We start from the raw sequence: 16,640 nt of genomic DNA, 5'->3' as shown, positions 1-16,640 counted from the left end.
CTCAGCTTGGCTCAGTTGCGGGGTTATTCATGGCTTGCTCACCCGTGATGATAGGCTTTGGGGGAAGCGTTCAGCTCGGGCTATTGCGGAAGCACATGGAACCCGCGCCCGAAATCGAGTTTGATGTGGGGCGTTCTTGGTTTCGAAGCGAAGGTGTGAGCTGCCGTTTTTCAGGAACCTCGACTGGACTCGCCTTTGGGCGTGAGCGTTCAACTTTTGATGTCGATTGGATCGTCGTAGGGGGGGGCAGAATCGATAATCGAAGGGAACTGGAAGAGCTGCTGGTTTGCTCGAAGAGAGAGAAACCAGTCGAGGATTGTGAACTCGTCTGGATGGCCTATCGGAAGTGGGGGGACCTGTTTGCCCACCGGATTTTGGGGGATTTCGCGTTTTGCATTGTCGATCATCTCGAGAACCAGGTTTTGCTGGTGCGGGATGTGGTGGGTGCCAAGAGCTTATTTTACTCGATCGATGGGGAGACGCTGTTGTTTGGGAGCAGCTTTGAAGAGCTCGTCGGTCAAAGGCGCGGCACTTTCGAGCTGGATCCGAGGTGGTTGGCCGCCAGCTCCACGCGCTGTTACGGGCCGAAAAGCTTGGAGCTGACAGCCTGCGTGGGTGTGGCCCAGGTCCCCCCTGCCTCGATCGTCCGTTTTTCGGATGGTCGCGTTCACAAGAGCCGCTATTGGCAGCTCGAGCCGGGGGAAGACTCATCGCTCTCTGATTCTGACTGCCTAGAAGGGTTCCGGGAGCGTTTTCTTAGCTCGGTCAAACTGAGGCTGGGGAGAGCGGATCGGACTGGCTTTGAGTTGAGCGCAGGTTTGGATAGTTCATCAATTGTCGCCGCTGCGATCGCCTGTGGATTTTCTCCGAAACAGGTCCATTCTTACTCTCATGTGTTGTCAGAAAGGAGCTCTGAGAGAGCGGGCGATTACGGTCGGGAATTCGAGCTAGTCGAATCCAACGTTCGCCATTTTGGGATCCCCTCTCCCTGCCAAATTCATCAGGACGGAGGCGGCTTTATCGACTTCCTTTCTGCTTCCAGTAGTGGAATGGGCGGTGGTCTATGGAACCAGTGGGGCGTCTACTCTCGAGCCTTGTACGAAAAAGCAGGCGCGGCGGGCATTCATTGCCTGCTCTCGGGCGCCGGGGGCGACGACCTGGTCAGTACCGCGAATGCCTTGATTTATCGAGACTGGTTCCGAAGCGGCGATTGGATCCGATTTGCGAGGGAGCTAATGCTCGACAGTCGTTTGACAAGTACACGGCAACGATTGGCACGGCTGGCCTCCTCCCTGATGCCTTTGTCCTCTTTCAAGCGACGGTCGAGATCCAATTATTTACTTGGAGGGAATCAATTCTTGTCGGATTCTATCCTGTCCAAAGACATCGTGACCGAGCTGCTGGAGGAGTCTTCAAGCTACTACGCCTCTCTCGACTTCAGTGGCAAGCGGATCTTCGGCGTGAGCGAAGGTTTTCTTGCGAGTGGTCGACTGCCTGGAAGTTGCGAGGTTGCGTCTCGATTTGGAATCGAGGTTCGCTATCCGATGTTGGACCGAACTCTCATGGAATTCTGCATGAAACTCCCCCTCCGCTTGCTGCGAAGGGATGGGTTTGGCAGGTATCCGCTGCGGAAAGCGATGCCTGAACTTCCCAGTCGCATCCGCTGGGGAGAGTTGAAGCAAGTTCCTGCTATTCCTTGGGTCGCGGATTATTTTCGAAGTTCTGGGCGAGAGGTCCGCAATTACGTGCGCGACTTGGAGAAATCTGGGATCGATTTATCTTGGTTAAACCTGACCGAATTTCGTGAGGCGGCACTGGGCCTAGAGGATTTGGACCCTGTCGGACGGTACCGTTTTATGCAGTCGCTCGGTATAAGCGTGATGCTTCGAAGGTATGCTAGGGCCTGAATTAAGACGTAAAAGTCGTATCCTCAGGACCGCCTGGGATGCCTCCGCCCTCGATCTTGATATCATCGAGATCCTCGCAGACGGGACTGGTCCAAGTTTTCTTCGAGGGAGCAGTGGATTCTTCGACTGGGTCTGAGTGGTTGGAATTTGCCATGGTCAGCTTCTTTAAGTTGATGACGCATCGGATGCAAGCAGCCCTTTTTCTTTTAGCATTTCTAGGAATGCGAGGGATTCATGCTCGCATCTGTCTCGCGTGATTTCGTACTCGCCTTGGAGGGTCTCGACTATGGTTGAGAGATCCGCAGGTTGATCGATAAGGGTCCAGATGCGGGCACCTACGGAGTTTAATCTGAAGTAGGCTCCGGTTTTGGGGTCGAGAACGACGGTGTCGTCTTCGAGTTTGCATGAAACGTTTTCCTTCGATCTTTGAAAGTGCATGGGGAGCGGCATCTGCTATTTTGTTGACCCTGTGCTTATCGAGGGTTCCCGAGTGCGTCAAGGTAACCGAGCTTTTGCATTTGGATATGGTGCGCGTCTACAATGCGGCTGACTTGATTGGCGGATAGATGGTTCCTCCAGTCGCCAGATTTCCCACTTCGGAAAAATGCTCTCGAGCTTGGGGGACGTTCGTGGAATCCGACCTCCTCTTCAACCTGTTTCAGTTTCTCGAATCGACAGCGTTCAATCGCGTTAGCGAGAGTTGTCGTCGTGGCGCTTATTTCGAGGTACTCTGTTATATTGGCGAAACACTTGAAAGGTTCGGCCAGCAAGTCTTCGTAGCGGACGATTAAGGGCCTTATCGGTGAGTTTCGCCAGGTTGCAACATGGTTACTCCAACTGCTGATTCTATGCGGGAGCTGATGAGTGAATCGGTCGGTTTGATGGGCTAGGGTGGCGTCGCGGTCGGCTAGCAGATCGATAGTTCTGTCGAAGTCTTCGTGCCCATTGTGGTAGGAGAAGGAAACAGCGACGTCCATTGGGTTTCGCACCAGATAAAGCGCTTTTTGTGTCGCCTCCTGTGGAAGGATCCAGTCTCCGCTCTGGTTGGTCAAGAAAGCGTGATGCGTTTTGAAAAAGAGAGTTCCCTCGGTTTTGGCCGCCAAGTGATTGAAAAAGTCGGGAAGTATCGCCTCTGTTTCATTCAGCCGCATCCAGCTTGTGTCCAATCCCATCACTTTTTCGAGGCGCATTCTCGATGTGGCGCTTGGTATTGACTGGAGTCTGTCAAATTTGGTGTCGCTCCCGGAGGTGCCAAGGGTTGCTAGAAACGTGCGTAACCAAGTATTCCCTGATTTCGGATAGGATGCGATCCAAGTTATCTTTCCCATCGCTCGGTGTCATTCAGGATGTGCGTCGCGAGTTCCTTTAGGGTAGTGCCTTTGGGGCCTCTGTGTGTGGATTTGATGGTCGTAGCGTTTGCAAGCATCACGCTTCTGCTGAAGATATGCCGTTGCTGCGATTCCCCCGTGGCAATTATCTTACGGAATTGGTGCTCCTTTATCGCCGATAGGCCCTCGATGGCGGAGAGCGGACTGAGGATGTCACCCAATCCGTGTTCTCCTGTCAGCAGGTAGATCCCAGCAAGAGGGGTGTCTACCCGCGAAAAACGATCGAAGAGGGGGAAGTGGAGCTTTTCGATGGCTGGCGCGATCCGTTTCAGTCCCTCTGGCTCCAGGCCGAGGAGTTCGATGGAATCTTTCCACAGCTTCGCAGATGGGATGGAGGGGCGGGCGTACGGGCGAGCGTTAGCGTCAAACGAAAGGGCGCAAACGTCGTCGCCCAGAGATTGGAAGCCTAGATCTAGCAAGGCGGTGGCCAAGGTGGATTTTCCGGATCCCGATCTTCCGGCGATCGCAAATGCCTTGTCGTTCCGTGCCACCACGCTTGCGTGGAGCAAAAACAACTCTTCTCTCTGAAACAGCAACGCTGCGATCACGGGGCCGAGGAGTTGAAGGGAAACGATTGATTCGGCGGACTCTGACTTGTCCCTTGGCTGTATCGTTACCTTCTTTCCCTCCGTCACATAATAGTCGGCGCACCCATCGACTTTCAGGAGGAATTCGTCCGAGTTCGCTTCGAATTTCAAACCGTGTTTGGTCGCCTTGCCAAGGTTTTGAGGGCACTTCCCGTAACGAATTTCGATGTCCGGGCTGTCGCTGTCGTTTTGGAGGAGAGGCAGTTGGATCTCGGATTGGATGGTGAGTCCGAACGCTCTGTAGGCGAATGACATAGAGGAATGAAGCACGAAATCTGTTGCCGATGGCCTTAAAACTCTGCAGGCATAAGTCCCTTGGCTGGAGCAGATAGAACTAGTAGGTAAGAGGCTGTTGCATTGCCCATGAGTAGATGAGCCAAGGTCGTATGGATGAAAGTGACTGTTATTTGTTCAAGGCTGGTTCGGTTTCTTTGCAAGAGGAAGTTCGTGAGAAGCGACACAACGTTGGAGGGGATGGAGGTTTGCTTAGCGCTACTAGCGGCCAAGCTGCTTGTTCGTTTTTCGCCAGTTTCACTGCCTTTTTTCGTCCTACGAACCCTTGGGACGGGCCGGTGCGGACTCAGTTTCTATGACCCCCGCTTGACGCGTGGAATAGCCGTAAGAATCGCCCAGGCTTCTGAGTTGCTCCCTTGTCGATTTCTTTGCCTGCATCAAGCCTTGGCGGCCAGTTTCCTGTTTTGGAGGAGATCTCTGCCTCTTTTTGTAGGCATAGGGGTGAGAGAGGATGAAATCGGCAAGGTGCGAGCGCACGCTTGGACCGCATCGCTGGGAAATCCTATCACGGGAGGGAAGGCTTCTGAACTTGGTTTCAAGGAGCTTGCGACCTTTGGTTCTGCTTGTATCCGGATCGAGCCTTATGGGGCTGAGCGGAGAATCGAAGTTGTGCTGCTGTAGTCCTCAGCTCTCTTTGGGGAAGTCTTAGAGGTTCAATTCAGAGGTGGAGGCAGATTCGCCTGCTACGTATCGCCATGCCATTTTTTTTCCAAAAACGGGCCATGCAGTTCGTGGGGCTGGGCTATTCGATCCAAGTCTAGATGCGAAACGGCTACGGTGCGGCTCCTGTGCCACCAGCGATCGCGCTCATGGTTGGGATTGGCTGAGATGAGGAGTAATCATGGTAAGTGTGACCCCCTAAAGGCCTTTATCCTACTCGGATGGGGATGATTTCGACGGGTGTTGTTTTGGGCCTACATCTGCAATCAAAACGAAGCAAATGGCTTGCTTTTTTTTGAATCCCACGTGTGACTGACATTCGTATCTACGTAGAAATCCTCAAGGTTGCGAATCTCGACTCCTCTTTGTCTTTTTAGGCTCGCGATCAAAGATTCGCGTTCTATCCACGCACTGCCTCCTCATGCCGATGAAAACCAATTTCAATATGCGGGTCCATAAGTTGAGTCGTCTAACGCTGCTCAGTGCGATTTATTCGCTCATCTGCGTGGCGAGCCTCACACTCGCGTTTGAGTTCAGGGATGACTTCACGATCTCAGATGCAACGGCAGGCATGCTTTGGGCCACGGTTTTTTGGTTGATTCCCATCAAGCTGGTTTCCCTCTACTTTTTTGGTCAGTATCGTGGTCTGCTGACCTTTTTCCGTTTGCCGGACGTTTACCGGGTGGGAGCTGCTTTCGGTGTCCCAAGCGTATTATTTTTCATCGCTTCGTTCTACACCCAATTCGGCATCCTTCATTCCAAGGCCGCTATCATCCTCGACTATTTTATCTCGGTAAGCCTCCTCTGCGTTTTTCGCACATCCCTCCGTATTTATCGCGAAAAACGTACAGGCGTTCGGGTGTTGTCCGATCCTAGCGACCAGCATCGGGTTGTCATTTATGGAGCGGGTCACACCGGCGCAGCCTTGGCAGCTGATCTGATGGGCAAGCGACATCGTCCCCTCACGCCGGTGGCCTTCATTGACGACGATCCTTTCAAGTGGGACAAGAACGTTCACGGGCTCAAAGTCTACAGCTCGATTTCCAAGGCCTGCGATACCAATATGGGCTGTGGAGCGACCAAGCTGATCGTGGCCATGCCCGCTGCCAGCCCCTCCAAGATTCGGGAGATCACTGAGGAGGCCAGCAAGCTTTCCATGAAGGTGGAGATCGTACCCTCCTGGGAAGACCTGGCTTCAGGTCGCAAGCGAGTGGACAAGCTTCGCCCTGTCAAAATAGACGACCTGCTCGGACGCCGTTCTATCAAACTCCACTCCAAGAAAGTCATTGGTGAGTTGTCTGGGAAGGTGGTTATGGTCACCGGAGCGGGCGGGACCATCGGAGGCGAGCTCTGTCGCCAGATAGCCCAGTGTAATCCCAGCATGGTGTTAATGGTCGAGCGTGCGGAATACCTGCTCTTTCAGACGGAACAGAAGCTGAAGTCTGAGTTCCCCGACGTCGCCTCCCACGCCTTCATTGGTGATATCACGGACGAAGCTCGCATGGACTTTTTGATGGGTGGGTTCCTGCCGGATGTCATCTTCCATGCGGCTGCCCACAAGCATGTTCCCATGATGGAACACCAGCCGGGTGAGGCGATTCGCAACAATACCTTGGGTACTGCCTTGCTCGCCGATCTGGCTATCAAGTACGAGGTGGAGCGTTTTGTATTCATCTCCACCGACAAGGCGGTCAACCCGACCAACGTGATGGGGGTCTCCAAGCGATTGGCGGAGATCTTCCTGCAGTCGTTGCAAGATTCCACTCGCATTCCGCAATTCGTTGCGGTGCGTTTTGGAAACGTGTTAGGCTCTTCAGGCAGCGTGATTCCGACTTTCAAGCGTCAAATCGAAGAAGGCGGTCCGATTACCGTAACGCATCCTGAGATCACTCGTTATTTCATGACGGTTCCGGAAGCTGTTGGCTTGGTGCTCGAGTGCTCGGTCGACGCGGAGGGGGGAGAGATTTTTGTGTTGGATATGGGCGAGCCCATGAAGATTTACGATCTCGCCAAGCAGATGATCAAGTTGAGCGGCTTGCGCGAAGGAGAGGACATCGACATCGTTTTCTCGGGCCTGCGCCCTGGCGAAAAGCTCTACGAGGAGCTGCAGCATGGCCAGGAAACCTTGGAGCTAACGGAAAACAAGAAGGTGTTCCGCTTTACGGGGCGTAAGTCCAACGAGGCAGAGGTCCGAAAATTCCTCAAGGAACTCTCTCCATTGCTCCGCTCCTCTGACTACAATGCCCTGAAGCGCAAGCTGCACAGTTTTGTTCCTGAGTATGTGCCTGATTACTCCGCCCCGACTTGGGCTCCCTCGCATGCGGAAGTAGGTTCGGCGTATCGAAAGGATGGGGCCAGCTTGAACGGCGACAAGCTGGTTTCCTTCAAGGGGAATTCGGCATAGGTCGACTGTTAAGTAGTGGGAGTCGATCGAAGCGAGCTGCCTGCGGAGTTTCGATTTATCGCGCTAACGCTCGGATTTGGTGCGGGGACACGACATGGCCACGGTGGACCGGGGGATTTCGATTTTGGAGGTATCGACGAGGCGAAGCTAAAGGGGCTACTGGCTCGGCACCGCGTGCATGTAGTATTTTGCGCGGCGCTCAAGCGAATGGGGCTGTGGGAACGCCTTTCCCCAAAGTTGCGAGTCGAGTTGGATACAACAGCGCGGCGACTGCAGCTCCGCCAGCTTGCGTTGCTGGCTGAGTTTCTGAGGATCAGCAAAGCCTTGCGACAAGAGGAAGTCGATTTTATCGCTCTCAAAGGCCCGGTGCTGAGCCAATTGCTGTACGGAGACCCTACACAGCGGCATTGTAACGATTTGGATATGCTGGTGCGGTCGAGCGACATTCCTGATGCGATTCGGGTTCTTTCGAGTATAGGCTTCAAGCAGCAGGACCTCCTCGGAATAGCATCCCAACCTCTCAAAGATCCCATTTGGACGCGATTGTATCATGTTCACCTCACTAAGGATGGAATGGGGGTGGAGCTTCACTGGCGGCTTTCGAGAAATGATGTCTTAATCAATACTCCGATCGAGCAACTCTTTGCTTCGAAGCAAAGAGTTGCTGTTTCGGGCGAGGAGGTAAGTACGCTGGGTGAGGGGCACCTGATTGGTTATCTAGCAATGCATGGGGCTTCCCATTGCTGGAACCGATTGAAATGGCTTCTAGATGTGAAACTCATCAGGGAAGCGGGATCTGGCAGGTCCGTAGCTCATGCTGCCTCTTCCTCTTTTTGCGCTGTAGGGCGGGGGGCTGAATTACAATCTCGTGCGAGTGTCACTTCATTGCGGCCACCGGAATTAAGAAGCGAAGATCGTAGACCGCCTTCGCGTGTGGTGGAGCTCGTTCGATCCTTGTTGAAGTCGCTAGAGTGGAGCTTAGGCACCACGAGGGGTGGATCAGATCGGAAGGCCAGCCGTGCTGAAAAATCACCTTTCTTAGCCAGCTCTTTATGTCTGCAGCAGCTATTGGCTGAAGATGAGTATTCAGGAACGTTTTCCAACATGGTGCGCCGCTCCTGGGTGTTGTTGACGCTGCATGGAGGATTTGGAGAAAAGCTGCGGCATATTTCAACCTTGCTCGTTTGGCCGCCCGCCTACGAGAAGGTCAAGTTGCCGCGATCTCTGAGTTTTCTCTATTTAGTTATTGGGCCTGTTTTCTGGGGTCGAGAGCAGCTGAGGCTGCTCGTGCACCGTAGGCGAAATAAGTAAAGGAACCTTTGCTCTGGTGGTTGCAAGGTAGGGCTCGATCTCCGAGCGAGCCTTATTGCTGAATGTGCGAATGCATTCGGTTGAATCGGGAGCAGGATGCTCCCGCCACCATAGGCAGAGTGGCGGGACCTTCTAGGTCGCGTATGAAGTTGGTTAATTCGGGAGCAAGATGCTCCCGCCACTATTGGCTATAAACTTGACCTCTCAGGCTTTGGATTCCTGCCGCTTAGCCGTTTGTACAAAATGCAGTACGAAGCAGAGGAAGAGGCCGAAAAATCCACCTAGCATTCCAGAGGCGACGACGATGAGGGCCCGCTTGGGACGTACCCGTTCTTCTGGGGTGACCGCAGGGTCGATGACCTTGAAGGCGTAGTCCTCCTTCGCGTTGGCCAGCATGGCGTTTTTGGTTTGGCTTTCGATCAGGCCGTAGAGCGACTCCTTAATTTCCAGTACGCGGGTTTCAGTGATCTGTTTGTTTAGATACTCGAGGTTCTTTTCTGCTTCGAGTTTGGCCTGCTCGCGCAGGTGAGCGTTGAGGTGGTCCGCCAGTTGGTTAGTCCATGCGGCTGCCAGCTCCGGATCTTGCAGTTCTACGGCAAGGGTTACGATGCCAGTCTTTTTGTCTTCCGAGACGTTGAGGCACTCCTTGGTGAATCGCTCGTAGGTTTCGAGCTTCGTAGGCCGATTGTCTTCCTGTCTCCGCTCTTTGGATACGGTCCATGACTTCGATTCCTCGTCCCATTCGTCGGCAAATATCGCTTTTTGCGCTGCTTCGCTTTCGATGAAGGGCATGAGGAAATGGCGTGATCTTAAAGTGGCGATCGCAGTCTCTGTGGATCCGCCTCCGCCGATATTGATGCCTGCCATGGACGCCAGGCCTCCGAATTGTCCGGCGAGGGCGGCCAGTCCACCGCCGCCTTGTTCTTCGGAGTTGGGTACCAGGGTGGCTTCGCCGCGATAAATTTCTGGCTGCTTTAGGGCGTAGAAAATACCGAGCACTGCGAAGAGGGGACCAAAGGTCAGCCAAGGCCATTTTCGCTTCCAGACGATATTCCAGAGGTCGATCAAGGAGAGCTCGTCTTCTTCTGGCGGGTAAGGGTATTGTGGATACGGTGGAGGAGTTGGTGGATTCACTTCGTTCATTGCGATTGAAGATTTAAAATTGAGGATTGAAAATTGGTTCTGATCAGTGGTTCGACTGGCCGAGGTAGCGGTCGAATCCGGTGATGGACCTAGATAGTTGCAAGGTGAATTCGCGAATAGAATTGAATTGCTCCTCGGTTACATACGCTTGATCCAACGAAACGTACGATAGTGAGCGTACCTCGCCTGAACTTGCTTTCGAGTAGTTGAGGAACTGCTGGAATTCTTTTGTGGTACGTCTCTCAAACCCTTCGGCTATGTTTGTCATAATAGACACTCCAGCACGCTGGATCTGGTCTTTTAGGCCGAAGTCTTTCGAAAATTCTTCTTGCTTGGTGAGTTTGTAAATAAGGCGGACAAGTTCTCTTGCTTCCTGCCAAATAGGGAGTTCTTCGAAGAATTGGTAAGCTGCCATCAATCTTAAATTTAGAATCTACGATCTTCAATCGACACGCTGTGTCGCTAGAACGAGTTGATGGCGGCGGCGCCGAGGGCGATTTGGTAGAAGATTTGGCTGGTGGTGGTCCAGAGCTTGAGCGGTGCTACGCGGTCTACATCAATCGGCACCACTACCGTATCGCCCGCTTCGATGATGGTTCCTCCCTTGGGGAAGAAACGGGATTTTTGTTCGGTGATGACCTGGCCATTGGCTCTTACGATATAGATTTGTTTCTTGTCGGCCTTTTTGGTGAGTCCGCCAGAAAGATTGATATAGTCGATGTGACTGAGGCCGCCTTGGTAGAGATGGGAGGTGGGATAGTTGACACTGCCGATGATGGTAACGGCTTGGGGTCGTTGCTTGATGATGAGTTCGTCGCCATCGATGACTGTGATATCTTCCAAGCCATCGAGGATGTCGGGAAGGTTGATGACGAGGCGCCCGACTGCTTGAGTGTTTTCCAGTTGGTCGAGGAGGGATTGGGCGGTTTCTACGCCGTCTAAGGAAATGGCGTCGCTTTGGATGGAAGCCGCGGCGATGTCGCTGCTGAGGCGTTCCCGCAGTTTCGCTAGGTTGGCCGCTTCGGTTAGACGCAAGCTCTCACGCAGAAAAATGGCAGATTCAGGATGGGCGAGTCGGGTTAGCCCTCCTGCTCTTTCGATTACTTGAGAAAGGGTTTCGCCGCGCTCTATCACGTAGCTTCCCGGGAAGTTTACTTCACCGCTGATGATCACGGTTTCATGTTCCGTCCATTCGGGAACGCGCTTCACGTTCAATCGGTCGAACTCTTGCAGGGCAATGTCTTGCTGGCCTGCGTTGTCACTTAAGGAGCCAGCAAGGCTTACGGGAATGAGCAGGGAATCGCGGTTGGTCTTGTTGTTGTCTTGGTAGCGGATCAACTCGGCTTGCAGGGTGTAAGCGTCTTCTGTGAAACCGCCGGCCGCGCGTACCAGGTCGGAGACATTCATGGAGCGATCGAGCGGGTATTCACCGGGGTGACGCACGCGCCCCGTGATGCTCACGACCTTTTGCGGATTTTCGCTGGTGCTCTGGGCTTTCAGTCGTGCTACTACCTGGTCGAGGCCATCGCGCTCTTCCTTAGTTCCATCGAAGATCATGATACGGTCTTTAGGCTCTAGCAGCAGGTCGTGTTTGCTGTCTTTTTGCAGGAAGAGTTGTTCGAGGCTGAAAGAGCGTGTGGTGGTGACGCCGGTAACTGGGTTTCTGGATACAACCAAGGCGTAGTCGAGGTCGGCGGTGGGAAGCAGCTGCTCTACGTGGGGAATGATGCTAGAAACCCTTTGCCCTTCGCTCCAGGCATAGTCGCCGGGGCGTTCGACGGCACCCTGCAGGCGAACGAAGTTTTCTACGCGGTCCAGAGCTGAGAAGATGCGGATGATGTCACCGTTTTCCACCAAGCCGGAGCGTTGTCCGCTAGCGCTTAGGTCTATATCGATGAGTTCCTTCAGGCCGCTAGGGGTAATACGCTCGATTTGCGAGATGGAGGGATAGGCCTTGGGGGTGAGCCCACCGGCCATGTCGAAGATTCTTTGTATGCTAGTATCTTCCTTTATTTCGTAGATGGCAGGGCGTCGCACTTCGCCAGCGATGCCGACCAGTGTACCAACTGGCGGTACGAAGATGACGTCACCCGGTTGCAGGCGAGCGTCGGAAGAGGTGTCGCCGTTGAGCAAGAGCTCGTAAAGGTCGAGCGTCGCTACAATTTCGCCCGCCCGCTTGAGCTGGATGTTGCGCAGGGAGCCGATGGGGCGTATCCCGCCGCTCACGAAGAGGGCGTTGGTCATGGTGGAGAGGGAGGAGACGGTGTAGGCACCGGGGCGGTTGACGTCGCCCAACATGAAGATGCGCATGGAGCGGAGTTCGCCGAGACTGACAAAGGCCTCTACTCCGATCATCTGCTCCTTCACTCGCTCGATGATGGTAGTCTTGAGCTCGTTGAAGCTCTGTCCTGCCACCGACATAGGCCCGAGGTCGGGGATTTGCAGTACGCCGTCTCTCGAGACGTAGAGATCGTAGGAGGCGGATTGTTTACCGAAAAATTGGATGCGGACCTGGTCGCCTGGGCCAATAACGTAGTCGACGGGGACGGGGATTTCGGTGACGGGGGCAAAGGTGGTGGGAGAGCCTTCGAAAAGGTCGTAGCCGAATTGCTTGAGCTCAGTTTTTACGACTTTGGCTTCGCTCTTTTCTTCTTCGTCGGCGAGCTTGTCGGCCGCGTCGAATTCCTCCTCTACTTGTTCGTCTCCCTCTTTGGGTTTTGCGTCGTTCTTCTTGACGACCTCTGGCGTTTCCAAGGCTTGGCTTGCATTGCTGCTGGATTGCTGAGCTTGGTACTTGCGCAGCTCGTCCATGGCTTGGGCTCGCAGGGGAGCAGGGAGGGAATTGAGCTTGGCCTGCTGTTCGGCGGAGAGCGTTTGCGCCTGCGAGGCGGTTGCCGCGCAGAAGGCGAGGGCGAGTAAAAGGAGTGGATTGAGCAACTTCATGGGAAAGGGTGAAGGTTAACCGCTAAGATCGCGGAGGACGCAAAGTTTTTTTTACCGCGACGGAGCACTGCGGAGATGGCGTAGCAAAGACGCTAAATTTCGCCAAAGGCTTCTCTTTTTAACCGCGGAGGTCGCTGAGAGCGCGGAGTTTGGAGGTTCTTGATTCAGTTAGACATTGGGAATGAAGTCTCTTTTCTCTGCGAATGTTTCGTCGCCTTGCTTCTCAATTGTCGTGCGGGGCACTTGGTACCGCGTCCTCTAGTGAAGCCCCTCGACCGTGCAGGGGATCGTTGAAGGGCGTTTAAGTATTAAATTTGCGCAAGGGCTGCCTCTCCGCCGTTTACTTGACTTGAATCGATGCGTTGGTCGAGCGTGGCGAGTTTGCCTTGGTATAGGGTGCTGAGGGCCAACAGGTAAAAGTCGGTAATTGCTTTGTGGGTTGCAGTGCCGTTAAGCTGGAACCCTCGAAAGTCGGTGAACGAGATTTTATCGCACCAAAATTGGTGACCGGGGTTGGATTTTAGGATTCGAAGCAGACGAGTGATTTGTTGTGCATTGCCCGCGTTCCCCGGATATTTCGGATTCGATAGGATTCGAATGAATCCATTCTCAGTCAGAGGGCAGGTGGCCCATCCTGAGCTTTGGTTATGCTTGAACCAAGATTTCACTTTCTTGTGGTGGGTATGGTCCTGGTCGACGAGCGCGATCATGACGTTGACGTCTAGGAGATGGACCATGAGAAACTAGAAACAGTCCTCTTCGAGCAGCTCGGCTACGATGTGGTTCGTTACTTTGGTATTTCGCTTTGGAAGGTAGGGTAGGCCCGATTCATCCAGTTTGAACAGGTCGTCGTCGACATTGGCTGAAGGTGAGATTTCCCTCTGCAAGGCCTTGGTGATTATTTCCTTAAGCGTGGTTTTTCGCTTCAGAGCCACGGCCTTGGCTTCCGCTAGTAGTTCGTCGGGAAGTTCGATCGTCGTTTTCATATGGGTGAGTGTATGGGAATATGGGTGGCGGTCAAGTTTTGGGTCGTTCGTTAGTTTGCTCCTGGTCTGAACTGCTGCTCCTTTTGTCTGCTAGAACCATTCAATCGCTCCCCGCGAGCTTAGCGTCCTCGGCGGTTGCTTAATCTTCTATGCGAAATCTGCAGTTTTCAATTTCGGCGACAGTCGAACTAAAAACTTGTGACGATCGACACATGTCCTCCGAGATCGGAATCGCTCTCGCCCGTAACCTGATTCTCTTCGTCGATGTAGTGGATTCCGAAGGTGAGCTTCGGATGGCTAATGGCTGATCGCTGATCGCTGACGAAAGGTAGAAAGGTGAGGTCATTTAGTTCCGCGAACACTTCGATCGAGCTTCCTTCAACTGGATCGATGGTGATGGAGTGAGGGCCGCGGCCGTCGCGGTTGAGGGAGTAGTTGCGGTACTTAGCTCCCCAGAGATTGCCGTTTTCCTGCACGATGAAGCCGCCGATGGAGCGCATGACGCCGTCGCCGTCCATGGCGTGGCCGATGGCTCTTCCCTTGCGGCGGTAGCCGGAGCGGTAGATGCCGTGGTTGTAGGCGGTGTTAAAATCGCGATCAGGGCGCGGATCGCGCCTCAAGTATCCGGCTCGGGTATCGGCCCATTCGAAGTAGGCGCGCCAGGTTGCGTTCGTTGATTCTAGCTCACCCCAGGTTTCGAGGCCGGCCAGCAACATGTTGGCGTCGGGCAGGTAAGTTTCCTCGTCTTCGCCGGTGAGTTGGGCGTACTGGGCGAGGTTCCACCCAGGGATTCTCAAACGATAGTCGATGCCCGCCAATTGGTTGCCGGGCTCGTTCTCGAAAGTGACTCCATTGACGCGATTGTCTTCTCCGATGAGAAGACGCCAGAACGTATCCAAATCTCCAGGACGCCCATCCCCAGCCCATTGAGCGGTGCGGCTGAGTCCGATATCGAGGTTTTCCCAGCCGAAGGGGGTGAAGTCGATGCGCATGCCGAAGAGCCGAGCATCCGATCCAGGCCGCTCGCCTTCGTCGTTGTCGAGCTGCCCCATGAAGGTGGTGAAGGTCCAGGGACCGATCCAACGAAGCCACTTGTTTTCAAAGGCGTCCGGCGATATGCGCGTGAGTGAGAGGGCGGGGACGGGGCGAGCGTTGTTCGAGAGAATGAGCGAACCGTCCCAGCCCGGGCCCCACCAACGGTCGACTTGGTCGATGCCGAAAGACCAGTTGCCCAATGCCATTGCCAGATAGGTCCCGTCGAGTCGGAACTCGTCGCCGTCAAGGGGATTGTCCGCGTAAGTGAGGCTGACGTTCCCTGCGAACCACTCGCTCAGCCAGGACTGCGACAGCGAGGCTTCGAACTGCTCGCGTGGCTGGGAGCCGAAGGACCGGAAAGGGAGCGTATCAGACGCGAGGGAAAGCGAGGTTTTGGTGGGGCGAAAGCCCAACTCGCTTGCTTCCGAGTAGACTGATTCCATCCGAGACAGCGGGAAAGCCATCGATTCGAGATCACCGATTGCCGATTGATGATCGCCGAGGGCGTCTCGTCCGAGGGGCCAGGGCCACGTTAGCACCGCGCTCTCGATGGCCCCGTTGTCGCGCAGTAGCTGCATGTCGTGCCGGCTCGTGATGGAATCCGACTCGATGCGGGGGGAGGCGAATGCGTTAGTGGCGAGGGTGATGGCGAAGAGTGGAAGGAGCTTTTGCATGTGAAGGCTTTTCTTAACCGCGAAGAGCGCGGAGGACGCAAAGTTTTTTTAACCGCTGAGCAACTGTGTCACTGAGCAAGCTGTAAGTTAAGTTTTTTGAACAGGCTTTGTATGTGTATGAGCATCTTCCTCATTCCAGCGACGATGGCGCACTTGTACGGCTTGCCCTTGTCCCTGAGCTTCTGGACGTAAGGTCTTATCACTTCGTTGTGCACCGCAGCAGTTTTGGTCGCCATGTAGAGGCACCGTCTGACTTTGGCTCTACCCTCTTGGATGCGTCTTTTCTTCTTGGTCTTTCCGCTGTCGTCGTTGAAGGGGGCGATTCCAGCCAAGGCGACGATCTGGTTCCTGTTGAGGGACTCGATCTCGCTGAGGTGCGCGAGCAGGGTCCAAGCCGTGACTTCGCCCACGCCGCAGACCGAGAGGGCGATGCCTTGCTGGGAGCGCATCTTCGCGTCGCTTTGGACGAGCTCCCTGATGTCCTCTTCGATCGTCTCAAGCTCGTTCTGCACGATCGCGATCATGCGCTCGATGGATGGGTGGATGAGAGGATCGCTGTTTTGCCGCCGGTTTTTCTCGCGGCTTAGCTGTTCGCTCAGATGGCTTCTGCGGTCGAGCAGGGCGGCGAGCTGCTGGCGTTTTTCGCAGGGAGGCGTTTGGGGTCGTATGTTCTTCTCTTTCGCGAAGTTGCGAATCATGCGCGCGTCGATGGGGTCGGTCTTTGCCTTGACCCCCTCGCTCTTGGCGTAGTGTCGCACTCGAGCCGGGTTGACCCTGGCGAAGGGGAGGCCCTTGGCGAGGAGTTGCTGCATGAGGATTCGCTCGTATCCGCCGGTCGCCTCGAAGACGGCCAAGGGCGTCTTGAAGGTGGCGATGTGGTCGGTCAGCTCGCTAAGGGCGTCTGCTTTGTTGGATACGCTGAAACTTCGCTTGTCGCTGAGCGCTTCAAGTGTATCTTTCGATATGTCGATTGCGATAATGTCGTATTCGGTGGGATTCATGGCTTGTATCTGTCTTGTAGAGGTGAGCTCGCGTCTTTGATGACGGGCTCTTTCAACTGTTTGATATCCAAGCCAGGTCGCTTCGAGGGATCGCTGCTCAGCGCTGAGCTCGCTCAATGAGGGCTCCGGACGCAGATTGATCTCACTCGAAACGCGTTCGGACCGGTGGCCGCCGGTTCGAACGATCCTGGCATCCTCTGAAAATGCCATTTGCAGAGGGCTTTTCGAGCCCTTCCTCCGACGAGTTATGGACTCATTCTCGGAAGGGCTCAAAAAGCTGGAAATCAATGGTGGGGAACCTACAAGG

Annotated in this window: 15 protein-coding genes; 4 read left to right on the top strand and 11 right to left on the bottom strand. The window is 54.4% G+C overall.

What is annotated here, in order from left to right; all coding sequences use genetic code 11:
* Window positions 1-29: 29 nt before the first annotated feature.
* The gene (locus tag IEN85_RS16480) at window positions 30-1,907 is read left to right on the top strand and encodes an asparagine synthase-related protein (protein ID WP_318186628.1); all 1,878 of its coding nucleotides are present in this window, start codon (window positions 30-32) and stop codon (window positions 1,905-1,907) included.
* A 1-nt stretch (window position 1,908) separates the two neighbouring features.
* Here the strand turns inward: IEN85_RS16480 and IEN85_RS16475 are convergent, their stop codons facing one another.
* Genes IEN85_RS16475 through IEN85_RS16460 form a run of 4 tightly spaced genes read right to left on the bottom strand, consistent with a single transcriptional unit; the run spans window position 1,909 to window position 4,137 of the window.
* Window positions 1,909-2,061, bottom strand: a complete 153-nt coding sequence (locus tag IEN85_RS16475; protein ID WP_191618203.1) for a hypothetical protein — start codon at window positions 2,059-2,061, stop codon at window positions 1,909-1,911.
* 11 nt (window positions 2,062-2,072) lie between these two features.
* Window positions 2,073-2,345, bottom strand: a complete 273-nt coding sequence (locus tag IEN85_RS16470) for a PqqD family protein (RefSeq protein ID WP_191618202.1) — start codon at window positions 2,343-2,345, stop codon at window positions 2,073-2,075.
* A 35-nt stretch (window positions 2,346-2,380) separates the two neighbouring features.
* On the bottom strand, window positions 2,381-3,235 hold the full coding sequence (locus IEN85_RS16465) for a sulfotransferase domain-containing protein (protein WP_191618201.1): 855 nt from the start codon (window positions 3,233-3,235) through the stop codon (window positions 2,381-2,383).
* Window positions 3,223-4,137 carry a hypothetical protein gene (locus tag IEN85_RS16460; protein WP_191618200.1) on the bottom strand — a complete coding sequence of 305 codons (915 nt, stop codon included), beginning with the start codon at window positions 4,135-4,137 and terminating at the stop codon, window positions 3,223-3,225. Before IEN85_RS16460 ends, IEN85_RS16465 begins: the two co-directional genes overlap by 13 nt.
* 135 nt (window positions 4,138-4,272) lie before the next feature.
* Between IEN85_RS16460 and IEN85_RS25015 the strand changes: the two genes are divergently transcribed.
* The 3 genes from IEN85_RS25015 to IEN85_RS16445 all read left to right on the top strand — a co-directional run bounded on the left by IEN85_RS25015 (window position 4,273) and on the right by IEN85_RS16445 (window position 8,551).
* On the top strand, window positions 4,273-4,797 hold the full coding sequence (locus tag IEN85_RS25015; protein ID WP_425503174.1) for a lasso peptide biosynthesis B2 protein: 525 nt from the start codon (window positions 4,273-4,275) through the stop codon (window positions 4,795-4,797).
* A 466-nt stretch (window positions 4,798-5,263) separates the two neighbouring features.
* A complete protein-coding gene (locus tag IEN85_RS16450) occupies window positions 5,264-7,240 on the top strand; it encodes a nucleoside-diphosphate sugar epimerase/dehydratase (RefSeq protein ID WP_191618197.1) in 1,977 nt (658 codons plus the stop codon).
* A 15-nt stretch (window positions 7,241-7,255) separates the two neighbouring features.
* Window positions 7,256-8,551 (top strand): nucleotidyltransferase family protein, encoded by a 1,296-nt coding sequence (locus IEN85_RS16445; protein ID WP_191618196.1) that lies wholly within the window; start codon window positions 7,256-7,258, stop codon window positions 8,549-8,551.
* A 204-nt stretch (window positions 8,552-8,755) separates the two neighbouring features.
* Here IEN85_RS16445 and IEN85_RS16440 read toward each other — a convergent pair whose 3' ends face one another.
* From IEN85_RS16440 to IEN85_RS16410, 7 genes are all read right to left on the bottom strand, one after another.
* The gene (locus IEN85_RS16440; protein WP_191618195.1) at window positions 8,756-9,694 is read right to left on the bottom strand and encodes a Wzz/FepE/Etk N-terminal domain-containing protein; all 939 of its coding nucleotides are present in this window, start codon (window positions 9,692-9,694) and stop codon (window positions 8,756-8,758) included.
* Window positions 9,695-9,737: 43 nt separating this feature from the next.
* On the bottom strand, window positions 9,738-10,109 hold the full coding sequence (locus IEN85_RS16435; protein WP_191618194.1) for a four helix bundle protein: 372 nt from the start codon (window positions 10,107-10,109) through the stop codon (window positions 9,738-9,740).
* A gap of 47 nt (window positions 10,110-10,156) precedes the next feature.
* Window positions 10,157-12,637: an SLBB domain-containing protein gene (locus tag IEN85_RS16430; protein ID WP_191618193.1), complete on the bottom strand. Its 2,481-nt coding sequence runs from the start codon at window positions 12,635-12,637 to the stop codon at window positions 10,157-10,159.
* A 308-nt stretch (window positions 12,638-12,945) separates the two neighbouring features.
* Entirely contained in the window at window positions 12,946-13,374 is a 429-nt protein-coding gene (locus tag IEN85_RS16425) for a TA system VapC family ribonuclease toxin (RefSeq protein WP_191618192.1), read from the bottom strand.
* A 6-nt stretch (window positions 13,375-13,380) separates the two neighbouring features.
* Complete coding sequence (locus IEN85_RS16420; RefSeq protein WP_191618191.1) at window positions 13,381-13,623, bottom strand: hypothetical protein; 243 nt, start codon at window positions 13,621-13,623, stop codon at window positions 13,381-13,383.
* A gap of 188 nt (window positions 13,624-13,811) precedes the next feature.
* Window positions 13,812-15,332: a capsule assembly Wzi family protein gene (locus IEN85_RS16415; protein ID WP_191618190.1), complete on the bottom strand. Its 1,521-nt coding sequence runs from the start codon at window positions 15,330-15,332 to the stop codon at window positions 13,812-13,814.
* 68 nt (window positions 15,333-15,400) lie between these two features.
* On the bottom strand, window positions 15,401-16,543 hold the full coding sequence (locus IEN85_RS16410) for an IS110 family RNA-guided transposase (protein WP_224772532.1): 1,143 nt from the start codon (window positions 16,541-16,543) through the stop codon (window positions 15,401-15,403).
* Between the last annotated feature and the right edge of the window lie 97 nt (window positions 16,544-16,640).

The sequence above is a fragment of the Pelagicoccus enzymogenes genome (genome assembly GCF_014803405.1).
In the GTDB taxonomy this organism is placed as follows: Bacteria; Verrucomicrobiota; Verrucomicrobiia; order Opitutales; family Opitutaceae; genus Pelagicoccus; species Pelagicoccus enzymogenes.
Note: the sequence above shows the minus strand (reverse complement) of the source record. Positions and strands in the feature narration are given on the sequence as shown.

Bases quoted from the DNA above. Each gene is read 5' to 3' on its own strand.
- IEN85_RS16480 (WP_318186628.1), top strand. From the start codon at position 30: ATGGCTTGCTCACCCGTGATGATAGGCTTTGGGGGAAGCGTTCAGCTC.
- IEN85_RS16475 (WP_191618203.1), bottom strand. From the start codon at position 2,061: ATGGCAAATTCCAACCACTCAGACCCAGTCGAAGAATCCACTGCTCCC.
- IEN85_RS16470 (WP_191618202.1), bottom strand. From the start codon at position 2,345: ATGCACTTTCAAAGATCGAAGGAAAACGTTTCATGCAAACTCGAAGAC.
- IEN85_RS16465 (WP_191618201.1), bottom strand. From the start codon at position 3,235: ATGGGAAAGATAACTTGGATCGCATCCTATCCGAAATCAGGGAATACT.
- IEN85_RS16460 (WP_191618200.1), bottom strand. From the start codon at position 4,137: ATGTCATTCGCCTACAGAGCGTTCGGACTCACCATCCAATCCGAGATC.
- IEN85_RS25015 (WP_425503174.1), top strand. From the start codon at position 4,273: ATGAAAGTGACTGTTATTTGTTCAAGGCTGGTTCGGTTTCTTTGCAAG.
- IEN85_RS16450 (WP_191618197.1), top strand. From the start codon at position 5,264: ATGAAAACCAATTTCAATATGCGGGTCCATAAGTTGAGTCGTCTAACG.
- IEN85_RS16440 (WP_191618195.1), bottom strand. From the start codon at position 9,694: ATGAACGAAGTGAATCCACCAACTCCTCCACCGTATCCACAATACCCT.
- IEN85_RS16435 (WP_191618194.1), bottom strand. From the start codon at position 10,109: ATGGCAGCTTACCAATTCTTCGAAGAACTCCCTATTTGGCAGGAAGCA.
- IEN85_RS16430 (WP_191618193.1), bottom strand. From the start codon at position 12,637: ATGAAGTTGCTCAATCCACTCCTTTTACTCGCCCTCGCCTTCTGCGCG.
- IEN85_RS16425 (WP_191618192.1), bottom strand. From the start codon at position 13,374: ATGGTCCATCTCCTAGACGTCAACGTCATGATCGCGCTCGTCGACCAG.
- IEN85_RS16420 (WP_191618191.1), bottom strand. From the start codon at position 13,623: ATGAAAACGACGATCGAACTTCCCGACGAACTACTAGCGGAAGCCAAG.
- IEN85_RS16415 (WP_191618190.1), bottom strand. From the start codon at position 15,332: ATGCAAAAGCTCCTTCCACTCTTCGCCATCACCCTCGCCACTAACGCA.
- IEN85_RS16410 (WP_224772532.1), bottom strand. From the start codon at position 16,543: ATGGCATTTTCAGAGGATGCCAGGATCGTTCGAACCGGCGGCCACCGG.